Source organism: Asticcacaulis excentricus, from assembly GCF_003966695.1.
GTDB classification, from domain to species: Bacteria; Pseudomonadota; Alphaproteobacteria; order Caulobacterales; family Caulobacteraceae; genus Asticcacaulis; species Asticcacaulis excentricus_A.
Map to the genome: position 1 here is coordinate 1,211,117 of NZ_AP018827.1, position 16,496 is coordinate 1,227,612.

The following is a 16,496-nucleotide window of genomic DNA, read 5'->3' on the forward strand; positions in this document are numbered from 1 at the left end:
AGCATGAAGCGCCGGCTTAGGTCAACTGCGTCCACAACGCCTTGGCCATTTCCGCAAACCGTTCCGCCATCGGGCCATCGCGCAGCGGCGTGGCGCGGTCGGCCGCTTGCCGTAAGGCCGGATCGAGCGGCACTTCGCCCAGAAACGGCCGCTCCAGCGTTTGCGCCATCTTTTGCGCGCCGCCGCGGCCGAATATCTCGACCGGCGTACCGTCGGGGCCGACGAAATAGGCCATGTTCTCGACAATCCCCAGCACCGGTATCTGCGTCTTGTCGAACAGGGTCACGGCGCGGCGCGCGTCGATCAGCGCCATATCCTGCGGCGTCGAGACCACCACCGCTCCGTCGATCAGAGTCTTTTGCGTCAGGGTCAGTTGCACATCGCCCGTCCCCGGCGGTAGATCAACGATCAGTACATCAAGCGGGGTTTCCGCCGTGCCCCATTGCGTCTGAGTCAGCAACTGGGTCAGAGCCTGTGACGCCATCGGCCCACGCCAGATCATCGCCTGATCGGCATCGACCAGAAAACCGACCGAATTGACCTTCAAACCAAAGGCGACCGGCGGGATCATCTTCTTGTCATCGCTGAACGACGGCGGCGTATTGAGCCCCAGCATGACCGGACCCGACGGGCCGTAGATATCTGCATCGAGCCAGCCGACATTCAGCCCCAGCGCCTTCAGCCCCAGCGCCAGATTGAGCGAAACGGTGGACTTGCCCACCCCGCCCTTGCCGGAACCGACCACAACAACGTACCTGACATGATCCGGACGGGCCGTGGCCACCGGGGCCTTCGGCTTGCCCTGATCGGCGGCCTGCGGCGACAGCTTGGCCTGCGGACCGGGACGCGGCGTGTGCGGTTCGGCCACTTCGGCGGTCAGAACGACCTGCGCCTTTTCGATGCCGGGCAGGGCCGCCAGTACGGCTTCGGCAGCCTCGCGCACCGGTGCATAGCGTTCGACCTGTGCCGCCGGCACCTCCAGCATGAAGCCCGCGCGCGTGCCCGATACGGTCAGGCCGCGCACCAGCCCGGCCGTGGCCAGCCCCTGCCCGCTCACCGGGTCGATGACCGTGTTGAGCACGTCGAGTACCTGCTGTTTGTCGAGATCGGGCATATTTGTCTTTCCGCTGGGTCTTCAGGGCCGTATAGGCGGAAATAGGAACGACACAACCCCTTTTGCAGACCTCGCCGATGCCAGACCCTCACATTCTGTTGCTGGGCGGCCCGACCGCTTCGGGCAAGACGGCGCGCGCGCTGGATTGGGCGGCTAAGACCGGTGGGGTGATCCTCAATGCCGATTCGATGCAACTCTATGCCGATGTGCCGTTACTGACCGCGCGCCCGGATGCGGCTGAGAGCGCGCAGGCCCGGCATGAGTTGTATGGTTTTCTGCCCCCGGACCAGCAGTGGTCCACCGGTGACTGGCTGCGCGCCGCCCTGCCCTTTATCGCGGCGGCGCAAAAGGGCGAAACGCCCCTGTGTATTGTGGGCGGTACGGGGCTCTATTTCCTCACTCTGGTGCGCGGACTGGCCGAAATCCCGGAGATAGAGCCTGAGGTGCGTGAGCGTGCCCGCGCCACCTATGACGAACAGGGGGAAGACTTTGTGCGCGACACCCTACGTCCCCTCGACCCCGTGACAGAGGCGCGGCTGGCCCGTAATGACCGTCAGCGCCTGTGCCGCGCGCTGGAGGTGGTGTGGCAGACCGGGCGGGCGCTCAGCGACTGGCAAACCAATACCCACCCCATCCTGCCGCCGGCCAGCTATCGCTTCGACATTCTCAAACCCGACCGCGACGGGCTCTATACCCGCTGCGATCAGCGCTTCGACCAGATGATCGAACACGGCGCACTGGACGAGGTGCGCGCCCTGATGGACAAGGGCTTACAAGCCGACTGGCCCATTCTGCGCGTGCTGGGCCTGCCGGAGCTGTGGGCCCATCTAAAGGGCGAAATGACGCTCGATGAGGGCCGCACTCTGGCCAAACAAAAGACCCGCAACTACGCCAAGCGCCAGACGACCTTTTTCGGCAACCAATTCGCCTCATGACCTTTACAAAGGTGACGCTCGCCGCTGATATGAGCTTTCTACGACATACGGGGGGATAATTATGACCGACCTGAACCGCCGCACTGCCCTGTGCGCTGCCGTCTCCGCACTGATCGCTGCAATGGGCACACCCACCGCCCGCGCGTCTACGGCGCGCCCAGACCCCGTTGTCTTCGCGCGCGATCCGGCCATTTTCGACACTGCCATCTCTCCGGACGGCAAACGCATCGCCGTCCTCACCAAGAAGAATGGCGAGGACATGCTGTTCGACTACGATCTGAGCAATGGCAGCGAAAAACACACGCGCGTCACGCGCGAGACCGAAAAACGGCTAAGCTTGCCCGACACCAAGATCAGGGCGATATTCTGGGCCTCTAACAATCATATCGCGGTGGTCAAAAGCTTCACGCAAGGCAATGCCACTTACGAACATTACGTGACCAATGTGCTGGATCTGCAAAAGGGCACATTTGTTAGCTTTAATACAGGTGCGATGCCGGAGCGCGTGCGGGTAGACGACAAGTACGAGATCCTGTTTTCCACGGCGCGGGTCCTGTCGCGGTTTGATCCTGCGACCGGAAAAAGTACACAAATTTCATACGACTATAACGGTTTCGACTGGGTGGTGACCCCCGAGGGCATCCCCGTAGCCTATTCCGAAATGGACTGGGGCAGCCGCAACTTCAAGATCAATATGCGTGACGGCGACGGCTGGAAGACCGTGTTCACCGGCAATTACAAGAATCGCAACAACGACACAGGCAAAGCCATTCCGCGTTTGATTTGTCTAGGGCGCGAAGGCTACTCGATCATTGCGCGCTTTCCCTTCACCGATGACGACGAGGAGGACACGTCTGGCATCGTTGAAATCGCGCCTGATGGCATGCGCAGCGAACCCTTCAAGATCAAGGGAAGACGTGCCTTTGCATTGATCCATCCGCAGACAAAACGATTTGCAGGCTTTTCTTACCGCGAAGATTGGATACGTTACGATTATACCGATCCCTTTCTGGCTCAGATCGCCGAACGTGCGCAGATGGCCATGCCGAAACACCTCGTCAAAATCGTTGACATGGCCATCGAGGACCCCAGAAAGGTTATCCTTTACGTCGAGGGACCGAACACGGCCGGCGCTTATTTTTTCGTGAACTTCGGTACCGGGGCCATGATGGAAATCGGCGGGAGCTATCCTGACCTGCCTGCCGACTGGATCGCCAGCAAGACGAAAACTACCTATACGACCACAGATGGCCTTGGCATTGAAGCCTATCTGAGCCTGCCGCCGCAGCGTGAAGCGAAGAACCTCCCCCTGATTGTCCTGCCGCATGGCGGGCCTCAGTCGCGTGACGATCTGGGCTTTGACTGGCTTGCCAACGCACTGGCTACGCGTGGATACGCGATCCTGCAACCCAATTTTCGCGGATCATCCGGTTATGGATACGACTTTGTGAAAAAGGGTCATGGCGAATGGGGACGCAAGATGCAGACCGATCTGTCAGATGGTGTGCGGCACCTCAGCGGGAAGGGGATCATCGATCCAAGGCGTGTCGCCATCCTCGGCGCCTCCTATGGGGGTTATGCGGCTCTGGCCGGCGTAGCGTTTGAACCTGACGTCTATCGCTGCGCCATCGGCATTTCTGGTGTGTACGACCTACCCGATATGATGATGAACGAGGCGATCGACAGCGGCCGCAAGAGCTTTACCTATCGCTACTGGCAAACCTTTCTGGCCGGGTCGGACCTTGAAGCCATTTCTCCAGCCAGAAATGCTACTAAAATCACGGCCCCGGTGCTGCTCTTACACGGTCTTGACGACACGGTAGTGCCCTTCTCACAGTCCACACGGATGGAGGCCGCGCTGAAAAAGGCGGGTAAGCCTGTGGAACTGGTCCGGCTCAAGGGTGAAGACCACTGGCTGTCGGTCGAGACGACACGCACAGCGCTGCTCAAGGCCGCCATCGCCTTCCTTGAGACGCACAATCCCGCTTGATTTCTGGACATTGGAAGCTTTCTGCACCCGGATGGTCCACTTGATAGCCTGAGAACACAGCCTATAATTTATCATATAATTAAACGCTCTGCATTTTACCTATTGTCTGACTAAAAGGCAGGGTTTAATCAGGCTGTTACGGCATCCGGCGTAACCGGCGCCAAATGACTACGGGAAACGCAAAACAGCTCCTTGATGGGAAAGGCCTGACGCCATGACTCTCCGCAATTCGTCTGCGCTCGCAGCGCTTGTTCTGACGCTGATGGGCGTCAATGCCGCGCAGGCCGCTACGGCCACCAGCGAAACCTTCGGCAAGCTGTCCGACGGCAGCGAGGTCAAGGCCGTGGTGCTGAAAAACGCCAAGGGCGTTTCCGCCAAGGTCATCACCTACGGCGCGACCCTGCAATCGCTGTGGGCGCCCGACCGCAATGGCAAGGCCGCCGAAATCACCATCGGCTATGACGACCTGAAGGGCTATGTCGAAACCCCGCAATATCTGGGGGTGACCGTCGGCCGCTACGCCAACCGCATCAACAAGGGCAAGTTTACCCTGGATGGCAAGACCTATACGCTGGCCACCAACAATAATGGTAACCACCTGCACGGCGGCCTGAAAGGCTTTGACAAGGTCAACTGGACCCTGGCTTCGGTCAAGAGCGGCGGCAAGACGGGCGAGGCTTCGGCCACCTTCACCTACACCTCGCCGGACGGCGAAGAGGGCTATCCCGGCACCATGAAGATCGAGGTGACCTATAGCCTCAGTGAAAACAACGATCTGACCATCCGCTACAAGGCGACGACGGACAAGCCGACCATCGTCAACCTGACCAACCATGCCCTGTTCAATCTGGCGGGTGTGGGTTCGGGCCGCTCGGCGCTCGAGGCCTCGCTGCAACTGGAATCAGACGGTTATCTGCCCACCAATGAAACCGCCATTCCCTACGGCAATATCGCCCCGGTCAAGGGCACGCCCTTCGATTTCACCAAGCCGGCGGTGATCAATGAGCGCGTGCGCGATGCGCGCGATCCGCAAATCCTGATCGGCCTTGGCATAGACCACAACTACGTCCTGCGCGGTGGTGTGACCAAGACTCCGAAACAGGCCGTCACCCTGATCGACGCCAAGTCGGGCCGCGGCCTGAAGATACTGACCACCGAGCCTGGCATTCAGATGTACACCGGCAACTTCCTCGACGGGAAGGTTCCGGGCCGCAACGGTCAGGTCACCCGCATGGGCGACGCCGTGGCCTTCGAAGCCCAGCACTTCCCCGACAGCCCCAACCAGCCGCAGTTCCCGACCACCCGTCTGAACCCCGGCGAAACCTACACCCAGACGACGGTTCACCACCTCTTCGTCGCCAAGTAATCCAAGAAGTAAAGAACGCCCACACCGATGTCCGACCGCAACCTCTCCCGTTCCAAGACCAAGCTCCGTTCGCGCGCCTGGTTCGACAATCCTGAAAACGCCGACATGACGGCGCTCTACCTTGAGCGTTACATGAATTTCGGCCTGTCGCTGGAGGAGTTGCAGTCGGACAAGCCGATCATCGGCATCGCCCAGACCGGTTCCGACCTCAGCCCGTGCAACCGCCACCACCTTGAACTGGCCAAGCGCATCCGCGAAGGCATCATCGAAGCGGGCGGCATCCCTATCGAATTCCCGGTCCACCCGATTCAGGAAACGGGCAAGCGTCCGACGGCGGGCCTTGACCGCAATCTGGCCTATATCGGCCTCGTCGAAGTCATCTATGGCTATCCTCTGGACGGCGTCGTGCTGACCATCGGCTGCGACAAGACGACCCCGGCCTGCCTGATGGCTGCCGCTACCGTCAACATCCCGGCCATCGCCCTGTCGGTGGGCCCCATGCTCAACGGCTGGTACAAGGGTGAGCGCACGGGTTCGGGTACCATCGTGTGGAAGGCCCGCGAATTGCTGGCCGCCGGGGAAATCGACTATCAGGGCTTCATCAAGCTGGTGGCGTCTTCGGCGCCTTCGACCGGCTATTGCAACACCATGGGCACGGCAACGACCATGAACAGCCTGGCCGAAGCGCTGGGGATGCAACTCCCCTACTCGGCCGCCATCCCGGCCCCGCACCGCGACCGTCAGGAATGCGCCTACCGCACGGGCAAGCGCATCGTCGATATGGTCCACGAAGACCTGAAGCCGTCGGACATTCTGACCAAGGAAGCCTTCATCAACGCCATCCGCGTCAATTCGGCCATTGGCGGTTCGACCAATGCCCCGATCCACCTCAACGCGCTGGCCCGCCATATCGGCGTGGAGCTGAAGATCGAGGAATGGCAGCAGTACGGCGAAGAGGTGCCGCTGCTGGTCAACCTGATGCCGGCCGGTGAATATCTGGGTGAAGATTACCACCATGCCGGTGGCGTCCCCGCCGTGGTGGGTCAGTTGATCAAGCACGGGCTGATCCATGAAAACGCGATCACCGCTAACGGCAAGACGATCGGCGAAAACTGCCGCGATGCGGTCATCGAGGACGAGCGCGTTATCCGTCCGTTCGAGCAACCGCTGAAACTGGCCGCCGGGTTCCGTGTCCTGTCGGGCAATCTGTTCGACTCGGCGGTGATGAAGGTCTCGGTCATCAGCCCGGAATTCCGCGAGCGCTACCTGTCCGATCCGGCCTCGCCCAACGCCTTTACCGGTCGCGCCATCGTCTTCGACGGCCCGGAAGACTATCACCACCGCATCGACGACGAATCCCTGAACATCGACGAACACTGCATCCTGTTCATGCGCGGTGCTGGCCCCATCGGCTATCCGGGTGCCGCCGAAGTCGTCAATATGCGCGCCCCCAACTACCTGCTGAAGCGCGGCGTCACCTCTCTGGCCTGCATCGGCGATGGCCGTCAGTCGGGCACGTCGGGTTCGCCGTCGATCCTCAACGCTTCGCCCGAAGCGGCGGCGGGCGGCAACCTTGCCATCCTGCAAACCGGTGATCAGGTGCGCGTTGATCTGAATGACAACACGGTCAATGTCCTGATCTCCGACGCGGAAATCGCCGAGCGCCGCGCCGCGCTTGAGGCTGCCGGTGGCTTCCAGTACCCGGCGCACCAGACCCCGTGGCAGGAAATGCAGCGGGGCGTCGTCGGCCAGATGGGGTCGGGCATGGTGCTCGAAAACGCCGTCAAGTATCAGCGCATCGCTCAGGTCGGTGCGGGCGTCCCGCGCGACAACCACTGATCTCTTTTGTTAAAGCGTTTGTTCAGCCGCCGGAGGTCAGCCTCCGGCGTTTTTTATTACCGCCAGATCAGGGTTAATACTTTTTTGTGCTGCGGTAAGTGTTCGTCGCACTTTTATGTAAGGCGGATATCGTTTCTATGCAATATATTACCGCCACATCAACCAAATAGCCCAATTTATAACCAAAATCAGCGCAATAAACACGATCTTTACACTTAAGCACCTATAGGTGTCATAATCGCGTTATCTGTTTCGGGTTTGGGACCTATGTCGATTCGTTTGCGCCTGATGGCCCTGATTGCCTCGTTCGCCGTCATGTCGTTGCTCATTACGAGCCTCGCCCTGATGTCTCTCGACCGTTACAAGACGATGATGGGCGCGTACGGTGCCGCCTACGAACACGCCTACGACATCGAACGCATCAACCATATGGTCAGCAATGTTGTGATGGAATCGCGAGGCATTTACCTGTCGCAGGATGCCGCCGAAGCGAAGGTTTTTGCAGGGAACCTTTCCCGCAGCCTCAATGAGGTTGAGCGTGTGCTTCAAAGCTGGCAGCAGTCAAAAGATGCCGAAGAACGTGCCCGTTACACCGAGATTGAACCGACTGCGCGTACATTCATAGCGGTCCGTCGTCAGGTGGTGGCTCTGGCGAACGAAGGGGCAATCGATAAGGCCACCGCGCTGGGCACGTCCAGCCGGGAAGATCGTATCCAACTGCAAAAAAGTCTGGACAAATTGGTGGTTGAAGCCCGCAAGGACCTCACCAGCACCCAGGCGAAAGCCGCCGCCTTTTCAGCACAGCGCAGTCAGACCTTTCTGCTGATGGCCCTCTTTTCGATAGCCGGAATCCTGTGTCTGTCGGCTCTGGCCATCCTCCACTTCATCACCCGCCCGCTGCGGCACGTGGCCGGGACCATCATCAGCCTGTCAGAAGGCAAGCTCGATACACCGGTGCCGGAACAGACCGGCGACAAGGGAGAGGTGGCTGAACTGTGGCGCGCCATCGCCCGGCTCAAGGCCCACGCCATCGAAGCGGAAAAAATCGTCGCCGCTCAACGCGAAGCCGAACGCCTGCAAGCGCTGGAAGCACGTCAACTCATACTGGACTGACCCGATTTGCGGTAAATGGTCGAACGGTGGATACCCAGTGCCCGCGCCGCCGCACTGACATTACCCCCATGCGCCTCAAGCGCACGCCGAATGGCCGCCGTCTCGACATCGTCCAGCCGTCCCTCGGTAAGGTTCGTCACTGCCGGGGCCGTGCCGTCCTCTTCGCAGCGCGCGTGATAGAGCCGCCCTTCGTGGTCGCGCAGGTGCAGCGCGCCGGGCCGCAAGCCCCCGGCATCGAACAGGTCGTCAAAGCGCAGGCTGTCGAGATCGTCCCAGTTATGCCCGGTCAGCGACAGGCCACGGCGGTTAGCGGCGACCACCACCCCGTCACGAAAGACCAGAATACCTTCGCGCGCCGCCCCCAGCAGGCTGGAATCGCTATGGAAACGCAGGGTCTGGCACGACTCGAAGCCTTCGCGAAACAGGCGGTGTTCGATCTGTTCGACCGCCAGCCGCATCAGGCCCAGCATGTGTCCACCCTGCATATGGGCCGGGGTCGAGAGGTCAAGCACCCCCAGAACCGCGCCGCGCGGGTCGATGATCGGCGTCGCGGCGCAGCTCAACACGCGGTGCGCCTGAAAATAATGCTCGGCACCGTTGACGGCCACCGGGCGACGCTCGGCAATTGCCGTACCGATCGCATTGGTGCCGGTGCCGTCCTCGCTCCATAGGACACCAGGGCGCAACGCCACCTCCGCCGCCTTGCCCGCAAAGCCCGGATCACCGACGGCATCGAGGATTTCGCCGCGCGCATTGGTGAGGATGACGATGCCCGAAAGTTCACGCGCCTCAGCATGTAAGGCGTCCAGTTCCGGGCGTGAAATGCGGCGCAGCGCCTCGTGCTTTTCGTGAAGCAATCGCACATCGCTGGTCGAAGGGGCTTCGGTGCGCGGATCGGCAGCCGCATTCAGCCCCATATCAGCGCAGCGTATCCACGACCGCAGTATGGCATGCCCCACCTGATCGACGGGCAGGCTGCGCTTTTCGAAGAAGGACTTACGCGCCGCCTCGACGCGGGCCGGATCGGTGGTCATGGTTTCCTGCCGCATTATCGTTTGTTGCGGACATTATGCGCCCGCTTTCGACGTCTGTCATCTGTCGCAAAATGCGACAGATTCGACACCTGTGATGCAGCCTGCGACAGCGGGGGTTGGCGGGGTTTCACAATGCGCGTGATGCTGCGGCGCATCATGTTTGTCCGTGCTTGCGACAGGCCATCGCGGGGGCGCAGGCTGGGTGTCTCAGGGGTTAACACCAGATAAGGACAACTCGCATGACCAAGCATGAACGCGATCTCACCGCCGCCACACCGTTCAAAACCCGCTACGGTAACCTTATCGGTGGCGACTGGGTCGAACCGGTCAATGGCCGCTATATGGACAATATCTCGCCGGTGAACGGTCAGAAGCTGTGCGAAGTGCCGCGTTCCGACGCGCAGGACATTGAGCGCGCGCTCGATGCCGCCCACAAAGCGAAAACGGCCTGGGGCCGCACCTCGGTGACCGAGCGCGCCAACATCCTTCTGAAGATCGCCGACCGCCTAGAAGCCAATCTCGGCCTCGTTGCCGAAGCTGAAACCTGGGACAATGGCAAGCCGCTGCGCGAAACCACCGCCGCCGACATTCCGCTGGCCATCGACCACTTCCGCTATTTCGCCGGCTGCATCCGCGCGCAGGAAGGCTCGATAGGCGAACTGGATCACGACACGGTCGCCTATCACTTCCATGAACCGCTGGGCGTTGTGGGTCAGATCATTCCATGGAACTTCCCCATCCTGATGGCGGCGTGGAAGCTGGCCCCCGCTCTGGCCGCCGGTAACTGCGTGGTGCTGAAGCCCGCTGAACAGACCCCGGCCTCGATCCTTGTCGTCGCCGAACTGATCGCCGACCTGCTGCCGCCGGGCGTTCTCAACATCGTCAACGGTACCGGCATCGAGGCGGGCGCGCCGCTGGCCAAGAGCCCGCGCATTGCCAAGATCGCCTTCACCGGCTCGACCGGCGTCGGCAAGGAGATCATGCGTTCCGCCGCCGACAACCTGACCAACATCACGCTGGAGCTGGGTGGCAAGTCGCCCAATGTCTTCTTCGCCGATGTGATGGACGAAGACGACACCTTCCTCGACAAGGCTCTGGAAGGCTTTGCCTTCTTCGCCCTCAATCAGGGGGAAGTCTGCACCTGTCCGTCGCGGGCTCTGGTCCACGAGTCGATCTATGACAAGTTTATGGAGAAGGCCATAAAGCGCGTCGAAGCCATCACCCAGGGCGACCCGCTGAACATGGGCACGATGATCGGCGCTCAGGCCTCTCTGGAGCAGTACGAGAAGATCCAGAAATATCTCGATATCGGCAAGGCAGAAGGCGCCAAGGTGCTGACCGGCGGCGAAGCCAATCACCTGTCCGGCGACCTGAAAGGCGGCTTCTATATCAAGCCGACCATCTTCGAAGGCCACAACAAGATGCGCGTCTTCCAGGAGGAAATCTTCGGTCCGGTCGTTTCGGTTACCACCTTCAAGACGGTGGAAGAGGCTATCGAAATCGCCAATGACACCATCTATGGTCTGGGTGCCGGTGTGTGGAGCCGCGATATGAATACCGCCTATCGCGCCGGTCGCGGCATCGAAGCGGGCCGCGTGTGGACCAACTGCTACCACGCCTATCCGGCCCACGCCGCCTTCGGTGGCTATAAGCAGTCGGGCATCGGACGCGAAACGCACAAGATGATGCTCGACCACTATCAGCATACGAAGAACATCCTCGTCTCCTATCAGCCAGCCAAGCTTGGCTTCTTCTGACCGGAAATGCAAAAGCGCGGTGGGTGTTGAAGCCCCCGCGCTGTTTTTACGCGCGCCCATCCGTCGCATGGCGGCACGGCCCCCTGCGACGCATCATGCTTCTCATACCAAGAGTCATTTTCAATGACCCTTGGTATCACCCCCATCCGCAGGAGAAACGCAGCATGGCCAGAACCATGAAGGCGGCCGTTGTCCGCCAGTTCGGCAAACCCCTCACCATCGACGAAGTGCCGGTGCCGGAACCCGGCGAAGGCCTGATTCAGGTGGCCATTCAGGCCTCGGGCGTGTGTCACACCGATCTGCACGCCGCCGAAGGCGACTGGCCGGTGAAGCCCAATCCGCCCTTCATCCCCGGTCACGAAGGCGTCGGTTACGTTTCGGCGGTGGGCAAGGGCGTCAAGCACGTCAAGGAAGGCGACCGCGTCGGCGTGCCGTGGCTCTATACAGCCTGCGGCCATTGCCGCCATTGTCTGGGCGGTTGGGAAACCCTGTGCGAATCTCAGCTCAACACCGGCTATTCGGTCAATGGCGGCTTTGCCGAATATGTGGTGGCCGACTCCAACTTCGTCGGTCACCTGCCCAAAACCATCAGCTTTACCGAAATCGCGCCCGTCCTGTGCGCGGGCGTGACCGTCTATAAGGGGCTGAAGGTCACCGACACCAAGCCCGGCGACTGGGTGGTCATTTCCGGCGTCGGCGGTCTGGGCCACATGGCCGTGCAATACGCCAAGGCCATGGGGCTCAACGTCGCCGCCGTCGATATTGACGACGCCAAGCTCGACCTCGCCCGCCGCCTTGGGGCAACTGTGACCGTCAATGCCAAAACAGAAGCCGATCCAGCGGCCTATATCAAAAAGGCTACCGATGGTGGGGCGCAGGGCGTGCTCGTCACCGCGGTTTCGACCACCGCCTTCAAACAAGCGCTCGGCATGGTGTCGCGCGGCGGGACGGTGTCGCTCAACGGCCTGCCGCCGGGAGAATTCCCGCTCGACATCTTCGGCATGGTGCTCAATGGCGTGACTGTGCGCGGCTCCATCGTCGGCACGCGCCTCGACCTTCAGGAATCGCTTGATTTCGCCAGCGACGGCAAGGTCAAGGCGACCATCGCCACCGAAAAGCTGGAAAACATCAACGACATCTTTGCGCGTATGCACGAGGGGCAAATCGAGGGCCGCATCGTGCTCGACCTGACGGCCTGACGTCTGAGCGTCTATGACGCGCAAGCCGACGCCCTGCCCCCTCCCCGGTAGGGCGTTTTTTTATGCCTCCGCAACCCTCCCTTGCCTTGAGGCTGGTTTCAGAGAATAGTGTTACGCGCGCTTAGAGCATTCGTCGGTCCAGTTGAGCCGCCAAATGTCTATAAGTTTCTGTTTTATAGCGATATTTTTTCAAAAACCGCCCACGCTTTTCGACATATCGCTCTAAATGGAGGGGACATGCCATTCTATTCCGGGACAAAACCGGTCGCCGAGATGGGGCTAAAATACGCCCCGACCATGCCGTCTGCGCTTCTGGTGGCCGTGCTGGATGGCGACATTGAGCGGGAAGGCCGCACCACCGCCGTCCTTTACGAAAGCTTTGTCTATGAGGACGAAATCGAGGGCCTGAGGTTTCGCGTACCGCAAAGCTACATTACTGATTTCGCCTCCATTCCCTGGCTGGTGCGCGGCCTGATTCCCGCCTTTGGTCGTCATGCCAAGGCGGCGGTCGTGCACGACTGGCTCTACGCCGTGGGTGAGCCCGACATGCGGGCGCGTGCCGATCGCGTCTTTCTCCATGCCTTGCGTGAACTGAAGGTGGCGTGGTTCAAGCGCCTTATCCTGTACACGGCGGTGCGACTGGGCGGCAGCGGCGGTTACAACAAGGAACGCCGCGTCTGGAACCGGACCTTTGCGGACTGGCGCGATGGCAAGCGTCTTGAGATTGCCCCGTTCGAACGCCACACGGCGTTCAGCGGCGAAACCAACGGCCCGCAGCCCCTGTAGCGTGGTTTTCGAAAACGCGCATGAAGACGTGGCCGGTTAAAGCGTCAGGGACAGTGCTGCTTGATCAAGCCTAGAGCGATGTGCGGAAACGAAGTTCGGCGAAGCCAAAAGTGTGAGCGGTTTTCCGCAAAAACATCGCGACAAAACAAAAATTTAGAGCGAAATGGCGTTTCCACCTAAAGTCATTTCAACTCTAGGCTCAAGACTCATTGATCAGAGCCAGAAGATGACGGTAGCGGCGATAAGTATGGCAGAGAAGAAGGTGTGGGCACAGCGGTCGTATCGAGTGTGTACGCGCCGCCAGTCTTTGAGTTTGGCGAACATGTTTTCGACCTTATGGCGTTGCTTATAGAGTATTTTGTCATGCTCGATCTGGACTTTTCGATTACGCTTTGAAGGGATGCAGGGGTTTATTCCTTTATCTTTCAGAGCATCACGGAACCAGTTGGCGTCATATCCCCGATCACCCAGCAAAGTTTTTGCTTTGGGCAGTGTATCCAGCAGCAAGGCTGCGCCCTTGAAGTCGCTGACGTGTCCAGCGGTCAGCAACAGGCAGATAGGCCTGCCGTGCGGGTCGCTAACCGCATGAAGTTTGGAGTTCAGGCCACCTTTGGTGCGTCCGAGAAGGCGGGGAAATCCCCTTTTTTTAGCAGGCTGGCTGCGGTGCGGTGGGCTTTGAGATGCGTGGCGTCGATAATCAGTTGCTCCGGATCACCGGCCTGCGAGGCCAGAGCGCTGAAAATCCGATTGAAAACGCCCATCCGGCTCCAGCGCATGAAGCGGTTATAAAGCGTCTTGTGCGGACCATAGCCCTTGGGGGCATCCTTCCACTGAAGACCATGTTTTATAACGTAAATAATCCCGCTGACCACGCGCAGATCATCCACGCGAGGAACGCCATGCGACAACGGAAAATACCGGCGTATCCGGTTGAATTGCACATCAGACAGCAAAAACACATCAGCCATGATCCACCTCCTTCCAAAAGTGAATCACATCAACCCCCCCTTGGGAATCCCTCGCGTTAATTAATAGGGCCTGAGCCTAGATGATTTTGAATGGAAACATCATCCCGCTAATCCACAACCCCGTTAAAGCGCCGCACCAGTTCGGCATCCAGCTTCGATACCGCGCATTTCTGCCCCACCTTACGGCAGCGCGCCGGCAGGGCCGCAAACTGCCCCTGACAGGTCTTGAGTCGGGCCTGCCCCTTGTCCGTCAGGCTAAAGATACGCGCCCAGCGCTTGTCCTGCGGATGGCGCGGTGCCTGATTGGCCAGATAGTGCATCAGGGAGCACGGATCATAGTCGGTCTTTGCCCGTACCCCGACCTTGGGAAAGGCCAGCCGCACATCCCGACACACCTCGGTCAGGAAGGTACAACGCTGCAAGAGCGCGGTCAGAAACGGCTCAAAACGCAGATAGTCATCGCGGTCGGGTCGCTGATGCTCGTGCATCAGCCCCAATACATGGCCAAACTCGTGCAGGACGCTGCCGTAGGTGACGCCCGGCTCGATGGTTACCCGATTACCCGCAGGCAAGCGCCCTATCGTGCCAGTCGTAGCGGCCCCCCTGACAATGCTGACAGAGTCGAGCCGTTTAGCATCAGGCACAAAGCGCACGCCGCTGACGCGCGTCCATTCGGCCATGGCCTGACAGGCCTGTTTCGCCGGTCCAGCGCGCCATCGGCTCCATTCGCGGCAATCGGCCCCTTTGGCCCCTGCCTGTTGTAGCAATGCCGGTTCAAAATGATAGGGCACAGCCCCGCCGGACCACGGACGCACCCCGTCCATGACAGCGGCCGCGTGCGCTGTCCCTGCCCAAAGCAGCCCCAGAGCCAAAACCCACACACGCATTTTTACCCCCTACAATTCCGTTTCCAAACCTATTGGCTAATATGGCTTTCCCATGGCAACTTCAGCATCAAGAGCCTCCGGCGGGCAGGGGCGCGGCCCCTGCACCCGGTTTAGGGGCGCGAAACGTCCCTCATACCTCCCCAGCTTGCTGGGGAGGGGGACCGCACGAGACGCCAAAGGCGTTGAGATGCGGTGGTGGGGGGCTTCCTTAACCTCAACACCACGACATTCTGACAAGCAGGTAACGCACCTCGCCCCTGCGCTGCGGGCAAAATGCCCCCAATCTATCCCCGCCATAAAAAGCGCGGTTACCCTTTGGGGCATGACCGAGACGACGGACATGGCTGGCTCTCTGACCCCCGAACAGCGGCGCGAACACTTGCGCGCCTATGCGGACCGGATGCTGCTGGCCTTAAGCGCGATGGACGCGCCTGAAACGCCGGACGCGGTCACCAAGGGCATCCGCACAGCGCTGATGATCGAGCGCCTCTATGCCCGCTGCGACGCCTCTCAGGCACAGGCGCACAAACACGCCATCGCCGCCATCGAGGATCAGGTGAAGCTGAAAAACAAACTCGAATGGTCTGGAGACTGGCTCGACAAGGCGCCGGACGTGCCCTTCATCACACTCAAACCCGATGCGCTCAAAGGGATGCAGTGGCCGCACCCGCCGCGCGATCACATGGCTGAACTCAGCGCGCGGATCGAACAAATGCGGGTCAATGCCCGCGCCTACAAACAAGCGCGGTCACAACCGGCACCACAGCCTGAAACCAAACCTGTCGCACCGGTCGAGGTTACACCCGCTCCTCAGCCGAAATCTGAACCTGCTGCCCCGTCGCGGCCCCTGACGCCGCCGGAAATGGCTCTGCGGGAGCGCGTGCAGAACACCGTGGCTATCCCCCGGCCGCAGGGCACGCCGTTAACGCAGCACGATTACGGCCTGATCCGCGATGAGGATGTGGAGGTCCTGCACGGCGACCGCCTCCCCCGCCTGTATGAAATGGGCGAAACGCGCGACACGCTGCTGAAAGCGCTCAAAGCCTATAGCCGCGAAGACCTCAATCTGTTGTGGCCCGACCTGTTCCCGCTGGATACGGGGTGAAGGAAGCACCACGAACGGCACGAACTCCACGAACCTCTTTGCGTTGAAACGCCCGGCCCGCAGGGCCCTTACCTTCGTGCGGCCTGCACGAGTGAGGGGCGCTGCGCGCCGAAGGGATTTGAACCACAGATTTCACAGATGGCACAGATTGGCGCTACGCGCCTATGCGTGACACAGGCACGGATAATCTGTGTAATCTGTGTAATCTGTGGTTTCTAAAAAATCTCGCGCGCCACAACTCAGCCTCGATATGTTAGGCGCAGGCCTGTGCCACAGGCTCCCGTTCGTGCTTTTTGTGTTTTTAGTGGCTAAACCTTTTTAGCCTCACATCCGGGGTCCGGGGTCAACTGACCCCGGATTCTTATGCTTGCCTAAAATCAGTCCCGCCCATCTTCCCTGCGCC

General features: G+C 60.4%; 13 protein-coding genes. 9 read left to right on the forward strand and 4 right to left on the reverse strand.

Annotated elements, in window-relative coordinates; all coding sequences use genetic code 11:
* Positions 1–16: 16 nt before the first annotated feature.
* Positions 17–1,114 (reverse strand): Mrp/NBP35 family ATP-binding protein, encoded by a 1,098-nt coding sequence (locus tag EM6_RS05560; protein ID WP_126420899.1) that lies wholly within the window; start codon positions 1,112–1,114, stop codon positions 17–19.
* A 77-nt stretch (positions 1,115–1,191) separates the two neighbouring features.
* Between EM6_RS05560 and miaA the strand changes: the two genes are divergently transcribed.
* The 5 genes from miaA (at position 1,192) to EM6_RS05585 (ending at position 8,357) form a co-directional block, all read left to right on the forward strand.
* A complete protein-coding gene (gene miaA, locus EM6_RS05565) occupies positions 1,192–2,049 on the forward strand; it encodes a tRNA (adenosine(37)-N6)-dimethylallyltransferase MiaA (protein ID WP_126420901.1) in 858 nt (285 codons plus the stop codon).
* Between the two features lie 61 nt (positions 2,050–2,110).
* Positions 2,111–4,039 (forward strand): alpha/beta hydrolase family protein, encoded by a 1,929-nt coding sequence (locus EM6_RS05570; protein ID WP_126420903.1) that lies wholly within the window; start codon positions 2,111–2,113, stop codon positions 4,037–4,039.
* A 214-nt stretch (positions 4,040–4,253) separates the two neighbouring features.
* The gene (locus EM6_RS05575; protein WP_126420905.1) at positions 4,254–5,405 is read left to right on the forward strand and encodes an aldose epimerase family protein; all 1,152 of its coding nucleotides are present in this window, start codon (positions 4,254–4,256) and stop codon (positions 5,403–5,405) included.
* A 27-nt stretch (positions 5,406–5,432) separates the two neighbouring features.
* Positions 5,433–7,244 carry an IlvD/Edd family dehydratase gene (locus tag EM6_RS05580; RefSeq protein ID WP_126420907.1) on the forward strand — a complete coding sequence of 604 codons (1,812 nt, stop codon included), beginning with the start codon at positions 5,433–5,435 and terminating at the stop codon, positions 7,242–7,244.
* 267 nt (positions 7,245–7,511) lie between these two features.
* Positions 7,512–8,357: an MCP four helix bundle domain-containing protein gene (locus EM6_RS05585; RefSeq protein WP_126420910.1), complete on the forward strand. Its 846-nt coding sequence runs from the start codon at positions 7,512–7,514 to the stop codon at positions 8,355–8,357.
* Here EM6_RS05585 and EM6_RS05590 read toward each other — a convergent pair.
* A complete protein-coding gene (locus EM6_RS05590) occupies positions 8,339–9,391 on the reverse strand; it encodes a sigma-54-dependent Fis family transcriptional regulator (protein WP_126420912.1) in 1,053 nt (350 codons plus the stop codon). The genes EM6_RS05585 and EM6_RS05590 overlap by 19 nt on opposite strands.
* Positions 9,392–9,630: 239 nt before the next feature.
* On the opposite strand from EM6_RS05590, the gene adh reads away from it, so the two are divergent.
* The 3 genes from adh to EM6_RS05605 all read left to right on the forward strand — a co-directional run bounded on the left by adh (position 9,631) and on the right by EM6_RS05605 (position 13,133).
* Complete coding sequence (gene adh / locus EM6_RS05595) at positions 9,631–11,148, forward strand: aldehyde dehydrogenase (protein WP_126420914.1); 1,518 nt, start codon at positions 9,631–9,633, stop codon at positions 11,146–11,148.
* A 164-nt stretch (positions 11,149–11,312) separates the two neighbouring features.
* On the forward strand, positions 11,313–12,347 hold the full coding sequence (gene adhP, locus EM6_RS05600; protein ID WP_126420916.1) for an alcohol dehydrogenase AdhP: 1,035 nt from the start codon (positions 11,313–11,315) through the stop codon (positions 12,345–12,347).
* Positions 12,348–12,584: 237 nt separating this feature from the next.
* A complete protein-coding gene (locus EM6_RS05605) occupies positions 12,585–13,133 on the forward strand; it encodes a DUF1353 domain-containing protein (protein ID WP_126420918.1) in 549 nt (182 codons plus the stop codon).
* Positions 13,134–13,346: 213 nt separating this feature from the next.
* Here the strand turns inward: EM6_RS05605 and EM6_RS05610 are convergent.
* Both EM6_RS05610 and EM6_RS05615 read right to left on the reverse strand, forming a co-directional pair.
* Positions 13,347–14,101, reverse strand: a protein-coding gene (locus tag EM6_RS05610) for an IS5 family transposase (RefSeq protein WP_420000730.1) whose coding sequence is annotated in 2 segments (ribosomal slippage) — positions 13,347–13,768 and positions 13,768–14,101 — 756 coding nt in all. Because the reading frame shifts where the segments join, the coding sequence is not laid out codon by codon here.
* 107 nt (positions 14,102–14,208) lie between these two features.
* Positions 14,209–14,988 carry a M12 family metallopeptidase gene (locus tag EM6_RS05615; protein WP_232037003.1) on the reverse strand — a complete coding sequence of 260 codons (780 nt, stop codon included), beginning with the start codon at positions 14,986–14,988 and terminating at the stop codon, positions 14,209–14,211.
* Between the two features lie 322 nt (positions 14,989–15,310).
* Here EM6_RS05615 and EM6_RS05620 point away from each other — a divergent pair, with 322 nt between their 5' ends.
* Positions 15,311–16,093, forward strand: a complete 783-nt coding sequence (locus EM6_RS05620) for a hypothetical protein (protein WP_126420920.1) — start codon at positions 15,311–15,313, stop codon at positions 16,091–16,093.
* Positions 16,094–16,496: the final 403 nt, after the last annotated feature.

Coding starts and splice junctions, on each gene's coding strand:
- EM6_RS05560 (WP_126420899.1), bottom strand. CDS start 1,114: ATGCCCGATCTCGACAAACAGCAGGTACTCGACGTGCTCAACACGGTC.
- miaA (WP_126420901.1), top strand. CDS start 1,192: ATGCCAGACCCTCACATTCTGTTGCTGGGCGGCCCGACCGCTTCGGGC.
- EM6_RS05570 (WP_126420903.1), top strand. CDS start 2,111: ATGACCGACCTGAACCGCCGCACTGCCCTGTGCGCTGCCGTCTCCGCA.
- EM6_RS05575 (WP_126420905.1), top strand. CDS start 4,254: ATGACTCTCCGCAATTCGTCTGCGCTCGCAGCGCTTGTTCTGACGCTG.
- EM6_RS05580 (WP_126420907.1), top strand. CDS start 5,433: ATGTCCGACCGCAACCTCTCCCGTTCCAAGACCAAGCTCCGTTCGCGC.
- EM6_RS05585 (WP_126420910.1), top strand. CDS start 7,512: ATGTCGATTCGTTTGCGCCTGATGGCCCTGATTGCCTCGTTCGCCGTC.
- EM6_RS05590 (WP_126420912.1), bottom strand. CDS start 9,391: ATGACCACCGATCCGGCCCGCGTCGAGGCGGCGCGTAAGTCCTTCTTC.
- adh (WP_126420914.1), top strand. CDS start 9,631: ATGACCAAGCATGAACGCGATCTCACCGCCGCCACACCGTTCAAAACC.
- adhP (WP_126420916.1), top strand. CDS start 11,313: ATGGCCAGAACCATGAAGGCGGCCGTTGTCCGCCAGTTCGGCAAACCC.
- EM6_RS05605 (WP_126420918.1), top strand. CDS start 12,585: ATGCCATTCTATTCCGGGACAAAACCGGTCGCCGAGATGGGGCTAAAA.
- EM6_RS05615 (WP_232037003.1), bottom strand. CDS start 14,988: ATGCGTGTGTGGGTTTTGGCTCTGGGGCTGCTTTGGGCAGGGACAGCG.
- EM6_RS05620 (WP_126420920.1), top strand. CDS start 15,311: ATGACCGAGACGACGGACATGGCTGGCTCTCTGACCCCCGAACAGCGG.